Source organism: Microbacterium esteraromaticum (genome assembly GCF_900163815.1).
Taxonomy (GTDB): Bacteria; Actinomycetota; Actinomycetes; order Actinomycetales; family Microbacteriaceae; genus Microbacterium; species Microbacterium esteraromaticum_B.
This window is the reverse complement of record NZ_FUKO01000009.1, coordinates 14,978-31,740: the sequence shown is the minus strand read 5'-3', so window position 1 is coordinate 31,740 and position 16,763 is coordinate 14,978. Positions and strand designations below refer to the sequence as shown.

Genomic DNA, 16,763 nt, shown 5'->3' with positions numbered 1-16,763 from the left:
CCCCTCTTAGACTTGGCGGGTGCCAATTGTTCCCGTTGCCTCATCCGGAAAACTCAGTGTTCGCGGTGCCCGCGTGCACAACCTCAAGAACGTCGATATCGAGATCCCCCGCGATTCTCTCGTCGTCTTCACCGGCCTTTCGGGCTCGGGCAAGTCGAGTCTCGCGTTCGACACGATCTTCGCTGAGGGGCAGCGCCGGTATGTCGAGTCACTGAGCGCCTATGCGCGCCAGTTCCTCGGGCAGGTCGACCGTCCCGATGTCGACTTCATCGAGGGGCTGAGCCCCGCGGTCTCGATCGATCAGAAATCGACCAACCGCAACCCGCGGTCGACGGTCGGCACCATCACCGAGATCCACGACTACATGCGCCTGCTGTGGGCGCGCATCGGCATTCCGCACTGTCCGGAATGCGGCGAGAAGATCCAGCGTCAGACCGTGCAGCAGATCGCCGATCAGCTGATGGAGCTGCCCGATCGCACCCGATACCAGATCGTCGCGCCCATCGTCTCGCAGAAGAAGGGCGAATTCGTCGATCTCTTCAAGGAGCTCGGCGCGAAGGGGTACTCGCGAGCGATCGTCGACGGCGACCTGATCCAGCTCGCTGAGCCGCCGACACTGAAGAAGAGCTACAAGCACGACATCGCGGTCGTCGTCGACCGGCTCGTGGCATCCTCCGACATCCTCGGGCGCGTCACCGATTCCGTGGAAACGGCGTTGGGGCTCGCTGGCGGCGTGGTGCAGGTGAACTTCGTCGACGAAGAGGGCGACGACGCCTGGCAGTCGTTCTCGGAGAAGCTCGCGTGTCCGAATGGGCACCCGATCGCGCTGACAGAGATCGAGCCGCGCACCTTCTCGTTCAATGCGCCCTTCGGCGCATGTCCTGCCTGCGCGGGGCTCGGCACCCGCATGTCGGTCGACGTCGACCTCATGCTCGGCGACGAAGATCTCTCCATCCGCGAGGGCGTCATCTTGCCCTGGACGACCCAGGGCAAGGGTCTGTTCCAGTACTACGAGCGGCTCCTCGAGGGGCTGTCGCGGGATCTCGATTTCTCGCTGGACACCCCCTGGAACCAGTTGCATTCCGATGTGCGTGAAGCAGTGCTGCGCGGAGAGAACTACAAAGTCACCGTCAAGTGGAAGAACCGCTATGGGCGGGAGATGCGATACGCCTCCGGCTTCGAAGGCGTCGTGCCGTACATCGAGCGGCAGTACCTGCAGGCAGAGTCCGACAACCAGCGCAGCCGCTGGGGCGAGTACCTGCGCGAAGTGCCGTGCCCGGTGTGCGACGGCGACCGCCTCAAGCCCGAGGTGCTGGCGGTCAAGGTGCACGGCCACTCCATCGCCGAGGTCTCGCGGCTCAGTCTCGAAGACGCGGGCGCGTTCATGCAGAACCTGTCGCTCACCGCGCGAGAGGCGAAGATCGCAGCCCAGGTGCTGCGGGAGATCCGCCTGCGACTCGAATTCCTGCTGCAGGTGGGGCTCTCGTATCTCAACCTCAGCCGCTCGGCAGGCTCGCTGTCCGGTGGCGAGGCGCAGCGCATCCGCCTCGCGACGCAGATCGGCTCTGGCCTCACGGGCGTGCTGTACGTACTTGACGAGCCGTCGATCGGCCTGCATCAGCGCGATAACCGACGTCTCATCGATACGCTGCTGAAGCTGCGCGACCTCGGCAACACGCTGATCGTCGTCGAGCACGACGAAGAGACCATCGAGGCAGCCGACTGGGTCGTCGACATCGGGCCAGGGGCCGGCGTCGGCGGGGGAGAGGTCGTGCATTCAGGGCCGTACTCGGCACTGCTGACCGAGATGGACTCGATGACGGGCGACTATCTTGCCGGGCGCCGTGAGATCGAGACGCCGAGAAAGCGTCGCAAGATCGATCGCAAGCGCATGCTGAGCGTCGTGGGCGCCCGCGCGAACAACCTGAAGAACGTCACCGCCGAGTTCCCACTCGGAGTGCTGACCGCTGTCACCGGGGTCAGCGGCTCGGGCAAGTCATCGCTGGTCAACGACATCCTCTACCAGGTGCTCGCCTCCCGCCTCAACGGCGCACGAACCGTGCCTGGCAAGCACACCCGCGTCACCGGACTCGACAACCTCGACAAGGTCGTGCACGTCGACCAGGCGCCCATCGGGCGAACCCCGCGATCGAACCCCGCCACCTACACCGGTGTCTTCGACCGCATCCGCACGCTGTTCAGCGAGACGCCCGAGGCGAAGGTGCGCGGCTACCTGCCCGGTCGCTTCAGCTTCAACGTCAAGGGTGGCCGCTGCGACGCCTGCTCCGGCGACGGCACGATCAAGATCGAGATGAACTTCCTGCCCGATGTCTACGTCGACTGCGAAGTGTGCCATGGCAAGCGCTATAACCGCGACACTCTTGCCGTGCACTACAAGGGCAAGAACATCGCCGAGGTGCTCGAGATGCCGATCTCGGAAGCGGCCGAGTTCTTCGAGCCGATCCAGGCGATCCACCGCTACATGAAGACGCTCGTCGATGTGGGGCTCGGCTATGTGCGCCTCGGACAGGCCGCGACGACGCTCTCCGGCGGTGAGGCGCAGCGCGTCAAGCTCGCAACCGAATTGCAGCGGCGCAGCAACGGTCGCAGCATCTACGTCCTCGACGAGCCGACGACCGGATTGCACTTCGAAGACGTCCGCAAACTGCTCGAGGTGCTGGGCGGACTCGTCGACAAGGGCAACACCGTCATCGTCATCGAACACAACCTCGACGTGATCAAATCGGCCGATTGGGTGATCGATCTCGGACCTGAGGGTGGTTCCGGCGGCGGGGAGATCCTTGCCGTCGGCACACCCGAGCAGATCGCGAAGGTCGAGGAGAGCCATACCGGCCAGTTCCTCGCAGAGACTCTTGGCATCGACCGCAGCATCTCGGCGCGAAGCGGCATCCGCAAGGCCGGATGATGGCCGACGTTCTGCCATACAAGCCGCGACCGGGCGAGATACCGACCGATCCAGGCGTGTACCGGTTCAGCGACGCCGATGGGCGGGTGCTGTACGTCGGCAAGGCGAAGAACCTTCGTCAGCGACTATCGAACTATTTCGCGCCGCTGCGCACCCTGCACGAGCGCACCAGACGGATGGTGACGACAGCGGCATCCGTGGAATGGACCGTCGTCGCGACCGACGTCGACTCGCTGCAGCTCGAGTACATGTGGATCAAGGAGTTCGACCCGCCATTCAACGTGCGGTACAAGGACGACAAGTCCTACCCGTTCATGGCGATCACACTCGCTGATGAGGCACCGCGGGTGATGGTGACGCGCAACCGCAAGATCCCCGGGGCGCGTTATTTCGGACCGTACCCGAAAGTGTGGGCGGTGCACGACACCATCGATCTGATGGTGAAGGCGTTCCCGATTCGCACCTGCAGCGATGCCAGTTATCGCCGAGCGATGCAGAGCGGTCGTCCGTGCTTTCCCGGTCAGATCGGCAAATGCGGCGGACCGTGCTCGATGACGGTCACGATCGCCGAGCATCGCGCCATGGTGGACGATTTCGTCGCGTTCATGGCCGGCGGGGACGAGCGCTTCAAGCGCGACCTGACCAAGCGGATGCTGGCAGCATCCGCAGGCATGGACTACGAAGCGGCCGCGAAGTACCGCGACAAGCTGTCCGCGATCGAGGCGGTGCTCGGCAAGAGCGCACTGGTGCTGTCGCCGGACGAGGACGCCGACCTGTTCGGCGTCGCCGAAGACGAGCTGTCGGCAGCAGTGCACCAATTCGTGATCCGCGGTGGGCGCGTGCGCGGCGTGCACTCGCTGGCCCTCGACAAGGAGCTCGACATCTCGGGCCCGGAACTCATCGTCCAGATTCTGCAGCGGGCGTACGGCGATTCCACGGACATCCCCCGACGCGTGCTTGTGCCGACCCTTCCCGACGATGCTCCGGAACTCGAGCTCTGGCTGCGGGGGAGTCGAGGACGCAAGGTCGAGATCGCCGTCGCCCAGCGCGGGCAGCGCGCCGAGCTCATGCGCACCGCCACTCTGAACGCGCAACAGTCGCTGCTGCGCCACAAGACCCGGCGCACCAGCGACTATGTGGCCCGCACACAGGCTCTCACCGACCTGCAGGAGGCGCTCGGCATGACCGAGGCGCCGCTGCGCATCGAATGCTTCGACATCTCGCACCTCGGCGGCACGAACGTCGTCGCATCCATGGTTGTGTTCGAGGACGGACTGCCGCGCAAAGACCAGTACCGCTCGTTCAACATCGCAGAGACCACCGATGACACCGACTCGATGTACCAGGTGCTCATGCGGCGACTCGCCCGCGTGGATTCGGTGATCGATGCGGAAGAAGGCGATGACGAGACCGGCGCACGCCGCAAGCCCCGCTTCGCGTACAAACCACAGCTCCTCATCGTCGATGGCGGGCAGCCGCAGGTCAATGCTGCTGCCCGCGCGCTTCGCGACAGCGGGCGCACCGACATCGCGCTGTGCGGCATCGCGAAGCGGCTCGAAGAGATCTGGCTGCCGGAGGATGACTTTCCCGTGATCCTCCCGCGCACGAGCGAGGCGCTCTATCTCGTGCAGCGGCTCCGCGACGAGGCGCACCGGTTCGCCATCACACACCAGCGACGCCGGCGCCGACGCGATATCAGCACTGTGCTGAGTGAGATCCCGGGTCTCGGTGATGCGCGCATCAAGGCCCTGCTCAAGCACTTCGGATCGGTGACAGCGCTGCGTGCCGCCGCGCCCGAGCAGATCCGCGAGGTGAGCGGCATCGGCCCCACGCTCGCGGATACCATCCACGCGCATCTCGCCGGCGGCCAGAGCGCCGGGAGTGGATAGGCTGGAAACGAGGGAAGGAAACCGACGATGGCAGATGCACAAGAAGGCCAATTCCTGATCGTGACAGGAATGTCCGGAGCAGGCCGCACGACGGCGGCCAATGCGCTCGAGGATCTCGGCTGGTACGTCGTAGACAATCTGCCTCCGCAGATCCTGCGACCGCTGCTGGAACTCACCGACATGGGGGCGGGAAACCTCCCCAAGATCGCGGCCGTAGTGGATGTGCGCGGCGGGAATCTCTTCGACGACTTTCCCGGCGTGGCGAGGTCGCTGCGCTCCCGCGGCGGCGTCAAGGTGCTCTTCCTCGATGCCTCCGACGACGTGCTCGTGCGCCGATTCGAAGCTGTTCGCCGGCCGCATCCGCTGCAGGGCGACGGAACGCTGCTCGACGGCATCCGCACCGAGCGATCGCGGCTGGCGCCGATCCGTGAAGCCGCAGACATGCTCATCGACACCTCGCCGTTGAACATCCACCAGCTGGCGATGCAGGTGTCGGAGATGTTCTCCGAAGAAGGGGCGGCGCGCCATCGGCTCACGCTGCTCAGCTTCGGATTCAAATACGGATTGCCCACCGATGTCGACCACGTTGCAGACATGCGATTCCTGCCGAACCCGTTCTGGCAGGAGCAGCTGCGCGAGCACACCGGACAGGATGCCGATGTGAGCGAGTACGTTCTCTCGAGACCCGGCGCGAGCGAGTTCCTCGATGCATACGCACACACGCTCGAACCGGTGCTGGCCGGATATCAGCGAGAGAACAAGACGCATTCGACTGTCGCCATCGGCTGCACGGGAGGAAAGCACCGCTCCGTCGCCATGGTGGAGGAGCTTGCGCGCCGACTGAGCGACACGCCCGGCGTCGCGGTCAATGTCCGCCACCGCGATCTCGGCCGGGAGTGATGACGTCGGCGAGGCGGTGAGCGTCCTCCCCGCCTTGTAAGCTGGTCGCTTGCGTCGCGATCCGACGCGAGCATCGTGAAGGAGTCCCGTGGCACTAACCACCGACGTCAAGGCTGAGCTGGTCAGCGTCCGCAATGCACCCCCCACAGTGCGCATCGCCGAAGTGGCGACGATACTGCGCTTCGCCGGCGGTCTGCACTCCATCGCCGGTCGCGTGGCCGTCGAAGCCGAGGTGGATGCCGAGACCCTCGCCCGCCGAGTCAGCCGTGATCTCTCTGAGATCTACGGCGTGCGTCCGGATATCGCCCAGGTCAAGTCCAGCAGCGCACAAGCCGGCGGCACCAATGACGGAGCACGCTGGGCCGTGCGAGTCATCGCGGCAGGGGAGACCCTCGCTCGCCAGACCGGACTTCTCGATGCGCGTCGTCGTCCTGTGCGCGGACTCCCGAATCGTCTCACCACGGGCTCGCCGGAAGAACTCGCCGGCATCTGGCGCGGTGCCTTCCTCGCGGCGGGTTCGCTCAGCGAGCCGGGCCGTTCGGCCATGCTCGAGGTCGCGTGCCCGTCTCCGGAGGCAGCGATGGCGCTCGTCGGAGCAGCCCATCGGCTCGGCGTGACAGCCAAGGCGCGCGAGGTGCGCGGTCTGCCGCGCGTCGTCGTGCGCGAGGGTGAAGCGATCCGCTCGATCCTGGGCATCATGGGTGCGCGGCGCACCGCGGTCACCTGGGAAGAGATGCGCCAGCGTCGCGAGGTGCGCGCCGGCGTGAACCGTCTGGTCAACTTCGACGACGCCAACCTGCGTCGTTCCGCGCAGGCCGCGGTCGCCGCCTGTGCGCGCGTCGAGCGTGCGCTCGAGATCCTCGGCGATGACGTGCCCGATCACCTGCGCACCGCCGGCAGCCTTCGCCTTGCTCACCGTGATGCCAGCCTCGACGAGCTCGGCCACCACGCCGACCCGCCCTTGACGAAGGATGCAGTAGCGGGCCGCATCCGCCGGCTGCTGGCGATGGCTGACAAGCGCGCCCAGCAGGACGGCATCCCCGGCACCGAGGCCGCCGTGCCTGCCGGCCTCGACGACTGATCTCACGGTCTCCGGCCTTCGCGCGCCGCACCCCGGTCTCGCAATCGCGGGAAGGATCCCCTGACACACGGCGTTGGCGTCAGTAGGATGTGAAACGTCTGCCCTGCGGCGCATTCGGCGCGGCAGGGGCTCGATAAGCGCCGCGGCGCGGCGCGGATTGGAAGATTCGAAATGGCGACTTACACGCTCCCCGACCTCCCCTATGACTTCGCGGCACTCGAGCCTCACATCAGCGGGAAGATCATGGAACTGCACCACGACAAGCACCACGCGGCCTACGTCGCCGGCGCGAACGCGGCTCTGGACGGTCTCGCCGAGGCTCGTGACAGCGGCAACCTCGCGAATGTGAACAAGCTCGAGAAGGACCTCGCGTTCAACCTGGGCGGCCACGTCAACCACTCCATCTTCTGGACCAACCTGTCGCCGGAGGGCGGCGGACAGCCCGACGGCGAGCTCAAGGCAGCGATCGACGAGTTCTTCGGCTCGTTCGAGAAGTTCCAGGCGCACTTCGCTGCGGCCGCAGCGGGCATCCAGGGCTCCGGCTGGGCCGTGCTCAGCTGGGACCCGATCGGTGCTCGTCTGATCGTGCAGCAGATGTTCGATCAGCACTCCAACACGGCGCAGGGCACGGTGCCGCTGTTCCAGCTCGACATGTGGGAGCACGCCTTCTACCTCGACTATTTGAACGTCAAGGCTGACTACATCAAGGCCGCGTGGAACATCGCCAACTGGCAGAACGTGGCGCAACGGTTCGAAATCGCGCGCGAGAAGACTGCGGGACTGCTGGTACTGTCGTAAAAGATGGGCGTCCTGATGGGCGTTTTGCCCGTCAGGACGCCGTTGTCCGCATATTCTGTGCAATCTGCGCATTTCCACGATTAAGAACTAGGAGATTTTCGTGTCTGTAAAGATCGGTATCAACGGCTTCGGTCGTATCGGACGAAACTTCCTTCGTGCGGCTCTCGCACAGAACGCGGACCTCGAGATCGTCGCGGTCAATGACCTCACCGACAATGCGGCTCTCGCCCACCTGCTCAAGTACGACTCCGTCGGCGGCCCGCTGGGCGTCGAGGTCTCGCACGAGGGCGATGTCATCACCGTCGGCGGCAAGGCCATCAAGGTCTTCGAAGAGCGCGATCCCGCAGCCCTGCCCTGGGGCGAGCTGGGCGTCGACATCGTCATCGAGTCGACCGGACGCTTCACCAAGGCGGCAGACGCGGGCAAGCACCTCGCGGGCGGTGCGAAGAAGGTCATCATCTCCGCTCCCGGTGCAGATGTCGACGGAACCTTCGTCGTCGGTGTGAACGAAGACACCTACGACGCTGCGAACCACAACATCATCTCCAACGCGTCGTGCACGACGAACTGCCTCGCGCCGCTCGCGAAGGTGCTCAACGACAAGTTCGGCATCGAGCGCGGCTTCATGATGACCGCACACGCGTACACCGCAGACCAGAACCTGCAGGACGGTCCGCACAGCGACCTGCGTCGTGCTCGTGCGGCAGCGATCAACATCGTTCCCGCGTCGACTGGAGCGGCCAAGGCCATCGGCCTGGTGCTGCCGGAGCTCAACGGCAAGCTGAGCGGCTCTTCGTACCGCGTTCCGGTTCCCACCGGCTCGATCGTCGACCTGACCGTGATCGCCGAGCGCGATGACCTCACCGTCGAAGAGATCAACGCCGCGTACCGCGAGGCAGCGTCCGACGGACGCCTGCAGGGCATCCTGGAGTACACCGAGGACGAGATCGTCTCCAGTGACATCCAGCTCAACCCGCACTCGTCGATCTTCGACTCCGGCCTCACCAACGTCAGCGGCAACCTCGTCAAGGTGTCCAGCTGGTACGACAACGAGTGGGGCTACTCGAACCGCTTGGTCGACCTGACCGAGTACGTCGCCGAGCGTCTCTGATCAGATGACGCTGCGCACCCTCGAATCCCTCGGGTCGCTTGCCGGCAAGCGCGTCATCGTCCGTTGTGATCTGAACGTCCCCCTGCGGGATGGAGTCATCACGGACGATGGCCGCGTTCGCGCCTCGCTGCCGACGCTGAACGCTCTCATCAACGCGGGCGCGCGCGTCATCGTGTGCTCGCATCTAGGCCGTCCCGACGGCGCGCCCGACCCGCAGTACAGCCTGGAGCCGGTCGCGCAGCGTCTGTCGGAGCTGCTCGGCGCGCCGGTCGCGTTCGCCCGCGACACCGTCGGGCCCTCGGCCCGAGAGGCGGTCGCAGCGCTGGATGACGGCGGCATCGTCGTGCTCGAGAACCTTCGCTTCAACCCGGGGGAGACCGCGAAGGACGACCAGACCCGCCGCGCATTCGCGGCCGATCTCGCTGAACTCGGCGACGCGATGGTGTCGGACGGATTCGGGGTCGTGCACCGAAAGCAAGCCAGCGTCTACGATCTGGCAGAGATCCTGCCGTCTGCTGCCGGACTGCTGATCGCCACCGAGCTCGATGTGCTCGATCGCCTCACCGAGAATCCGGAACGGCCCTACACAGTCGTGCTGGGCGGCTCGAAGGTCAGCGACAAGCTGGGCGTCATCTCGCACCTGCTGCCCCGCGTCGACCGCATCCTCGTCGGCGGCGGCATGCTCTTCACCTTCCTCGCTGCCCAGGGCCACGACGTGGCATCCAGCCTGCTCGAGAAGGACCAGCTCGACACGGTGCGCGGCTACATCGCCGAGGCCGAGGAGCGCGGCGTCGAGCTCGTGCTCCCCACCGACGTCATCGTGGCGTCCTCCTTCGCTGCGGACGCTGCGCACGAGACGGTCGCAGCGGATGCCATCGAGCAGAGCACGTTCGGCGCTGCCGGCATCGGGCTCGATATCGGGCCGGACACGGCGGCGGCATTCGCTGACGCCGTGCGCACCTCGAAGACCGTGTTCTGGAACGGGCCGATGGGCGTGTTCGAGTTCCCGGCCTTCGCCGAAGGCACCAAGATGGTTGCGGAGGCGCTCACCGATGTCGAGGGCCTCAGCGTCGTCGGCGGCGGAGACTCGGCGGCCGCCGTGCGCCAGCTCGGTTTTACCGACGACCGATTCGGACATATCTCGACGGGCGGAGGCGCAAGCCTCGAATTCCTCGAGGGCAAGAAGCTACCTGGACTGGAGGTCCTCGGATGGCAGTGAACACCCGCACTCCGTTCATCGCAGGCAACTGGAAGATGAACCTCGATCACCTGCAGGCGGTCGCGACCGTGCAGAAGCTGCACTGGACGCTGAAGGACGCCGGCCACGAAGGCGATGGCGTGGAGGTGGGCGTGTTCCCGCCGTTCACCGACATCCGCAGCGTGCAGACGCTGATCGACGCCGACAAGATCCCGTTCGCGCTGGGTTCGCAGGACGTCTCGGCACACGACTCCGGTGCCTTCACCGGAGAGGTCTCGGGAGCATTCCTGTCGAAGCTCGGCGTCACCTACGCGATCATCGGGCATTCCGAACGCCGTGAATACCACAGCGAGAGCGACGAACTCGTGAACGCGAAGGTCAAGGCGGCGCTGAAGCACGGTCTGGTTCCGGTCATCTGCGTGGGCGAGACCGCGGAGGACCTCGAGAAGTTCGGTGCCAGCGCCGTTCCCGTCGGTCAGCTCGAGAAGGCGCTTGACGGCGTGTCGGCATCCGCGGACATCGTCATCGCCTACGAACCGGTCTGGGCGATCGGATCCGGGCAGGCGGCGACGCCGACTCAGGCACAGGAAGTCTGCGCGGTTCTGCGCGCCGTCGTCGGACGCGTTCTCGACGAGGATGCCGCGGCCCGCACCCGTGTCCTGTATGGCGGATCGGTCAAGTCGAGCAACATCGCCAGCTACATGCGCGAACCCGATATCGACGGCGCGCTGGTCGGCGGGGCGAGTCTCGTGGTCGACGAATTCGCGGCGATCGTGCGCTTCCAGAAGCACGTCGGCGTGTGAAGTGGCGGGGCGCGATCGCGCCCCGTCCTATAATTGACCGCTAGGCGGGCCATTCGGCCCCGGCGAAAGGCTTTTCTTCGTGCTGGTTCTCGAGTTCGTGATGCAGGTGGTGCTGGGTATCAGCAGCGTTCTGCTGACACTCCTCATCCTTCTTCACAAGGGCCGCGGTGGCGGCCTCTCCGATATGTTCGGCGGCGGCATGTCCGCGGCGGTCGGATCATCGGGCCTTGCCGAGCGGAACCTCAACCGGTTCACGGTCGTGCTTGCGCTCGTCTGGTTCGTCGCGATCGTCGCGCTGGGACTCATCACGAAGTTCCAGGTGATCTGATGGCCACCGGGGGAAACGCCATCCGCGGCACGCGGGTCGGGTCAGGCCCGATGGGCGAGCAGGATCACGGCTACCACGCCGACCGCATCGCGGTGTCGTATTGGGACGGACTCGGCAACGAGACGGTGCGATATTTCGCCGCGGGTCTTCCCGACGGGGAGATCCCGGAGACGATCGACCACCCGCACTCGGGTCTTCCCGCCGGACGCGATCAGCAGAACCCGCCGGCCCTTGCCAAGCCTGAGCCGTACAAGACGCACCTGGCCTATGTGAAAGAGCGCCGCACCGACGAGGAAGCCACCCAGCTGCTCGAAGATGCGCTCATGCAGTTGCGCGAACGCCGCGGAATCCGCTGAACCAAAGCTGAATCGAAGCCGTCGCAACCTCGGGTTGCGGCGGCTTCGTGCGTTAAGACGGAAGCGACTGGGGTCGCAGGCGGCCAGTGCGGCAGCCGAAGGCGGTCACCGCCAGGGCTGCACACGATCGGAAATTGGAGGGGCTGACGAGAATCGAACTCGCATCATCTGTTTGGAAGACAGAGGCTTTACCACTAAGCTACAGCCCCGCAAACGCTCGCAATCGGAGCGCCTCATAAAGCATAGCGGACGGCGGAGGTGTTCTTGTCCGTTAGACTCGTTGAGGCCGTTCCCCGTGCGCGGGTGCACGGGGCGTAGCTCAGCTTGGTAGAGCGCCCGCTTTGGGAGCGGGAGGTCGCAGGTTCAAATCCTGTCGCCCCGACCACGGCCTTCAAACTTCACGACCGCGCCGTTCGCGCGGAAATCACAAGGAGACACAACAGCATGGCCAACAGCACCGTCGAGAAGCTCTCCCCGACCCGGGTCAAGCTCACCATCACGGTCACCCCTGAGGATCTCAAGCCCAGCATCGAGCACGCCTACGAGCACATCGGTCAGGACGTTCAGGTTCCCGGCTTCCGCAAGGGCAAGGTCCCCGCGCCGATCATCGACCAGCGCGTCGGTCGCGGTGCGATCATCGAGCACGCTGTCAACGAGGGGCTCGACGGCTTCTTCCGCCAGGCCGCCGCTGAGCACAGCATCCGCATCGTCGGCCGTCCGTCCGCTGACATCACCCAGTGGCCGAACGAGAAGGACTTCTCCGGCGACCTGCTCGTCGACATCGAGGTCGATGTGCGTCCCGAGATCGAGCTGCCGTCCTTCGACGACATCACGCTCACGGTCGACGCTGTCGAAGCCGATGACGCCGCACTCGATGCAGAGCTCGACGAGCTGCGCGCCCGTTTCGGCACGCTGATCCCCGTCGACCGTCCGGCTGCGAAGGGCGACTTCGTCGACCTCGACCTGGTCGCCAGTATCGATGACGCCGAGATCGACCGCGCCGATGGCGTGTCCTACGAGATCGGCTCGGGCGAACTGCTCGAGGGCATCGATGAGGCCATCGACTCGCTGACCGCCGGCGAAGAAACCACCTTCCGCTCGAAGCTCGTCGGTGGCGACCACGCCGGCGAAGAGGCCGAGGTCTCCGTCACCGTCAAGGCCGTCAAGGAGCGCGAGCTGCCCGAGGCGGACGACGAGTTCGCACAGATGGCATCCGAGTTCGACACCCTCGCCGAGCTGCGCGACAGCCTGGCTGAGCGGGTCGTGCAGCAGGGGGTGTTCACCCAGGGCGCGGCCGCGCGCGACCAGCTCATCGAGACGCTGCTCGAGAAGGTCGAGATCCCGGTCCCGCCGAAGCTCATCGAAGACGAGGTGCACAACCACCTTGAGGGCGAGAACCGCCTGGAGGACGACGAGCACCGCGCCGAGGTCACCGAGGCGAGCGAGAAGCAGTTCCGCACGCAGGTACTGCTCGACACGATCGCCGAGAGCGCGAACGTGCAGGTTTCGCAGGAAGAGCTCAGCCAGTACCTGGTCCAGTCCGCTGCCCAGTACGGCATGGCACCGCAGGAGTTCGTCGAGGCGCTGCAGAGCTCCGGACAGCTGCCGTCGCTGGTCGGCGAGGTCGCACGCAACAAGGCCCTGGCCGCGACGCTGGGCAAGGTCAAGATCGTCGACAGCAAGGGCGCCGCGGTTGACCTGTCGGAGTTCATCGGCGACGCCGAGGACGAGGCCGTCGAGGACGAGAGCGTCGAGGTCTCCGAGGAGGCTCCCGTCGAGGAGAAGCCCGCCAAAAAGGCTGCTGCCAAGAAGGCGCCGGCCAAGAAGACCGCCGCGAAGAAGGACGACGCCGAAAAGGCGGAGTGATCCTCACGCGTTGACAAGAGGGGCGGATGCTGCGGCATCCGCCCCTCTTGTCTCACCCGGATGCTGATATGCCGACGGCGAACACGGGAGAAGCGGCCCGCGGCCGCCGGTAGATTCGAATCACCGAAACACGGAAACAGGAGCTGACATGGCTGAACCCCTGATCGCGACGAGCGTCTTCGACAGGCTGCTGAGAGATCGCATCATCTGGCTGGGCTCTGAGGTGCGCGATGACAACGCGAATGAGATCTGCGCGAAGATCCTCCTTCTCGCCGCCGAGGATGCCGAAAAGGACATTTACCTCTACATCAACTCGCCCGGTGGCTCGATCACCGCGGGCATGGCCATCTACGACACCATGCAGTTCGTGCCGAATGACATCGTCACCGTCGGCATCGGCATGGCGGCCTCGATGGGCCAGCTGCTGCTGACCAGCGGCACCAAGGGCAAGCGCTACATCACCCCGAACGCGCGCGTGCTGCTGCACCAGCCGCACGGCGGCTTCGGCGGCACCTCGAGCGACATCCAGACGCAGGCGCAGCTCATCCTCTCGATGAAGCGTCGCCTCGCCGAGATCACCGCAGGCCAGACCGGCAAGACGGTGGAGCAGATCAACGAAGACGGCGACCGCGACCGCTGGTTCACAGCGGACGAGGCGCTCGAGTACGGGTTCGTCGACCACATCCGCGAGCACGCCACTGACGTGCACGGCGGCGGCGGCACCGGCGTGGACAAGTAAGGCAGGAAGAGAACACATGCACACTCCCACGTTCCGGGCTGCCGGAAACCTGCCCTCCAGCCGCTATGTCCTCCCGCAGTTCGAGGAGCGCACGGCCTACGGCTTCAAGCGTCAGGACCCGTACAACAAGCTCTTCGAAGATCGCGTGATCTTCCTCGGCGTCCAGGTCGATGACGCATCCGCTGATGATGTGATGGCTCAGCTTCTCGTGCTCGAGAGCCAAGACGCCGAGCGCGACATCACGATGTACATCAACTCGCCCGGTGGATCCTTCACCGCGATGACGGCGATCTACGACACCATGCAGTATGTGGCGCCGCATATCCAGACCGTCGTGCTCGGGCAGGCGGCATCGGCGGCATCCGTCCTGCTGGCCGCCGGTGCGCCGGGCAAGCGTCTTGCACTGCCGAACGCGCGCGTTCTGATTCACCAGCCTGCGATGGGCGAGGCCGGCCAGGGCCAGGCCTCTGACATCGAGATCCAGGCTGCAGAGATCCTGCGCATGCGCACCTGGCTCGAAGAGACGATGGCTCACCACACCGGCAAGCCCGTCGACCAGATCCACCGCGACATCGACCGCGACAAGATCCTGTCGGCTGCTGAGGCTCATGAGTACGGCATCGTCGACCAGGTGCTCTCCTCGCGCAAGCGCGGCTGACTCCCTGCAGCATTCTGAAGAGCGGTCCGGTTCTCCCGGGCCGCTCTTCTGCGTTGTGCGCGTGAGCACTCATGCCCACGAATGCGCAGCGGAACAGCATCCGCTGCTCATGTGAGCACAACGATGCGCGGACGTCGGCGACGTTCTATTCTGGATGCAGGAAGGAGGATGCCATGGAAGACGATCTGCTCATGGTCCGCGTCGCTGAACTCTCGTACGACGAGAACCGCACGCAGGACGAGATCGGCGCGCTTCTGGGCATCTCCCGCTGGAAGGTCGGTCGCCTCCTCGTGCAGGCGCGTGAGCGCGGCATCGTGCGCATCGAGATCATCCATCCGCGCGCCCGTCGTCTCGGACTCGAGCGCGCGCTCACCGAGCGCTTCGGGCTCGCCGACGCTGTCGTCGTGCCGAACACGGAAGATGCCGATGCGCTGCTCGATCGCGTCGCCCGCGCCGCCGCCGATCTGCTGACGGCGCTGCGTCCGGTGTCGCGTGTGCTCGCGGTCAGTTGGGGTCGTACGCTCACGGCTGTCGCAGATGCGCTGAGCGAGGGCTGGGCGAACGGAGTGACTGTCGTGCAGGCTAATGGGGGAGTGAGCCTGAATCGTCGCTCCGGTGGCGCCGCATCCGTCGCTGTCACCATGGCCCAGCGCGGCTCCGGGCAGGCGGTGCTGCTGCCAAGCCCGGCGATCCTCGAGCGCATCGAGACCAAGCAGGCGATCGAATCCGACCGCACGGTCGCGGCGATCCTCGATCAGGCTGCCCACGCCAATACTTTTCTGTTCACCGCGGGGCCGTGCGATCCGGCATCCGCTCATGTCGAGAACGGCTATCTCAACCCCGACGACATCGACGAGCTCTCTCGACGGGGCGCGGTCGGGGATGTGCTCGGTCGCTACATCGACGTCGACGGCAACATCGTCGATCCCCAGCTCGACGCCCGCACTGTCGGCGTCGCTCTCAGCGAGGTGCGGTCCGCACCCCGATCGATCTTCGTCACCGCAGGCGCCGCGAAGCACGCGATCGCGCGTACAGTCGTCAGCAACGGCCTCTGCAGCGTCGTGGTGACCGATGAATCCACTGCCCTTGAACTCCTGGAGGAGATGTGACCACCACAGAACTCAGCCGCCGCACGGCGGTCGACGTACTCGGCGGTGAACCCGACGATGCGACCCTGCGCCGCTTCCTGCACGGGCTCCCCGGTGTCGATGCCGTCGGTCTGGAACAGCGCGCAGCGGCTCTCGGCACGCGCTCGATCAAGACGACGTCCAAGTCGTGGGCGCTCGACAAGATCATCTCGCTCATCGACCTGACGACCCTCGAAGGCGCAGATACTGCCGGCAAGGTGCGCTCACTGGTAGCGAAGGCCAAGACTCCCGACGCCAGTGACCCGGCGACGCCACTGGTCGCCGCCGTCTGCGTATACGGCGACATGGTCGGCCACGCCGTCGAGGCACTCGGCGCACTGCACGGCGACCCCGACGATGGGCGGATTGCGGTTGCGGCCGTGGCCACCGCCTTTCCCTCCGGTCGCGCATCGCTGGACATCAAACTCGCTGACACGGCGGATGCCGTCGCCGCCGGCGCAGATGAGATCGACATGGTCATCGACCGGGGTGCCTTCCTCGAAGGGCGCTACGGTCTGGTGTTCGATCAGATCGCACAGGTGAAGGAAGCGTGCCGCCGCGCGGATGGCACTTCTGCGTCGCTGAAGGTCATCATGGAGACAGGCGAGCTGAACACCTACGACAACATCAAGCGGGCGTCGTGGCTGTCGATCCTCGCCGGTGGGGACTTCATCAAGACCTCGACCGGCAAGGTGCAGCCCGCCGCCACGCTTCCCACGACTCTGCTGATGCTCGAGACTGTCCGGGATTGGCATCGCGCCACCGGCGAGAAGATCGGGGTGAAGCCGGCTGGCGGCATTCGCACCTCGAAGGATGCGGTGAAGTACATCGTCACCGTCGCCGAGACGGCGGGCGAGGAATGGCTGCAGCCGCACCTGTTCCGATTCGGCGCATCGAGCCTGCTCAACGACGTGCTGCTGCAGCGCCAGAAGCTCACGACCGGTCACTACTCCGGTCCCGACTACGTCACGATCGACTAGGAC

Annotated in this window: 14 protein-coding genes, 2 tRNA genes and 1 pseudogene; 16 read left to right on the top strand and 1 reads right to left on the bottom strand. The window is 65.6% G+C overall.

Annotation, left to right across the window (positions count from 1 at the left end; genetic code table 11):
• Nucleotides 1-19: 19 nt before the first annotated feature.
• The 10 genes from uvrA (at nt 20) to FM104_RS02085 (ending at nt 11,390) form a co-directional block, all read left to right on the top strand.
• Nucleotides 20-2,926: an excinuclease ABC subunit UvrA gene (gene uvrA, locus FM104_RS02130; RefSeq protein WP_087129815.1), complete on the top strand. Its 2,907-nt coding sequence runs from the start codon at nt 20-22 to the stop codon at nt 2,924-2,926.
• Entirely contained in the window at nt 2,926-4,815 is a 1,890-nt protein-coding gene (gene uvrC / locus FM104_RS02125) for an excinuclease ABC subunit UvrC (protein WP_087129814.1), read from the top strand. Before uvrA ends, uvrC begins: the two co-directional genes overlap by 1 nt.
• Nucleotides 4,816-4,842: 27 nt before the next feature.
• A complete protein-coding gene (gene rapZ, locus FM104_RS02120) occupies nt 4,843-5,715 on the top strand; it encodes an RNase adapter RapZ (protein WP_087129813.1) in 873 nt (290 codons plus the stop codon).
• Nucleotides 5,716-5,803: 88 nt separating this feature from the next.
• A complete protein-coding gene (gene whiA, locus FM104_RS02115; RefSeq protein ID WP_087129812.1) occupies nt 5,804-6,796 on the top strand; it encodes a DNA-binding protein WhiA in 993 nt (330 codons plus the stop codon).
• A 171-nt stretch (nt 6,797-6,967) separates the two neighbouring features.
• Nucleotides 6,968-7,594, top strand: coding sequence for a superoxide dismutase (locus FM104_RS02110; protein ID WP_087129811.1), 627 nt, complete (start codon nt 6,968-6,970; stop codon nt 7,592-7,594).
• Nucleotides 7,595-7,694: 100 nt separating this feature from the next.
• A complete protein-coding gene (gene gap, locus FM104_RS02105; protein WP_087129810.1) occupies nt 7,695-8,705 on the top strand; it encodes a type I glyceraldehyde-3-phosphate dehydrogenase in 1,011 nt (336 codons plus the stop codon).
• A gap of 4 nt (nt 8,706-8,709) precedes the next feature.
• The gene (locus tag FM104_RS02100; protein ID WP_087129809.1) at nt 8,710-9,924 is read left to right on the top strand and encodes a phosphoglycerate kinase; all 1,215 of its coding nucleotides are present in this window, start codon (nt 8,710-8,712) and stop codon (nt 9,922-9,924) included.
• Nucleotides 9,915-10,706, top strand: coding sequence for a triose-phosphate isomerase (gene tpiA, locus FM104_RS02095; RefSeq protein WP_087129808.1), 792 nt, complete (start codon nt 9,915-9,917; stop codon nt 10,704-10,706). Before FM104_RS02100 ends, tpiA begins: the two co-directional genes overlap by 10 nt.
• A gap of 79 nt (nt 10,707-10,785) precedes the next feature.
• On the top strand, nt 10,786-11,034 hold the full coding sequence (secG, locus tag FM104_RS02090) for a preprotein translocase subunit SecG (protein ID WP_087129807.1): 249 nt from the start codon (nt 10,786-10,788) through the stop codon (nt 11,032-11,034).
• Nucleotides 11,034-11,390 carry an RNA polymerase-binding protein RbpA gene (locus FM104_RS02085; protein WP_087129806.1) on the top strand — a complete coding sequence of 119 codons (357 nt, stop codon included), beginning with the start codon at nt 11,034-11,036 and terminating at the stop codon, nt 11,388-11,390. The genes secG and FM104_RS02085 overlap by 1 nt, the downstream gene beginning before the upstream one ends.
• A 135-nt stretch (nt 11,391-11,525) precedes the next feature.
• Here FM104_RS02085 and FM104_RS02080 read toward each other — a convergent pair.
• Nucleotides 11,526-11,599 (bottom strand) — tRNA-Gly (locus tag FM104_RS02080).
• 99 nt (nt 11,600-11,698) lie between these two features.
• On the opposite strand from FM104_RS02080, the gene FM104_RS02075 reads away from it, so the two are divergent.
• The 6 genes and pseudogenes from FM104_RS02075 (at nt 11,699) to deoC (ending at nt 16,760) form a co-directional block, all read left to right on the top strand.
• Nucleotides 11,699-11,775: transfer RNA gene (locus FM104_RS02075), tRNA-Pro, on the top strand.
• Between the two features lie 59 nt (nt 11,776-11,834).
• Entirely contained in the window at nt 11,835-13,256 is a 1,422-nt protein-coding gene (tig, locus tag FM104_RS02070; protein ID WP_087129805.1) for a trigger factor, read from the top strand.
• A 136-nt stretch (nt 13,257-13,392) separates the two neighbouring features.
• Nucleotides 13,393-13,995 (top strand): annotated as a pseudogene (locus FM104_RS02065) (ATP-dependent Clp protease proteolytic subunit); the annotation flags it as partial.
• Between the two features lie 16 nt (nt 13,996-14,011).
• Nucleotides 14,012-14,653, top strand: coding sequence for an ATP-dependent Clp protease proteolytic subunit (locus FM104_RS02060; RefSeq protein WP_087129803.1), 642 nt, complete (start codon nt 14,012-14,014; stop codon nt 14,651-14,653).
• Between the two features lie 173 nt (nt 14,654-14,826).
• Nucleotides 14,827-15,762, top strand: coding sequence for a sugar-binding transcriptional regulator (locus tag FM104_RS02055; protein WP_087129802.1), 936 nt, complete (start codon nt 14,827-14,829; stop codon nt 15,760-15,762).
• Nucleotides 15,759-16,760, top strand: a complete 1,002-nt coding sequence (gene deoC / locus FM104_RS02050) for a deoxyribose-phosphate aldolase (protein ID WP_087129801.1) — start codon at nt 15,759-15,761, stop codon at nt 16,758-16,760. The genes FM104_RS02055 and deoC overlap by 4 nt, the downstream gene beginning before the upstream one ends.
• The last annotated feature ends 3 nt before the right edge of the window (nt 16,761-16,763 follow it).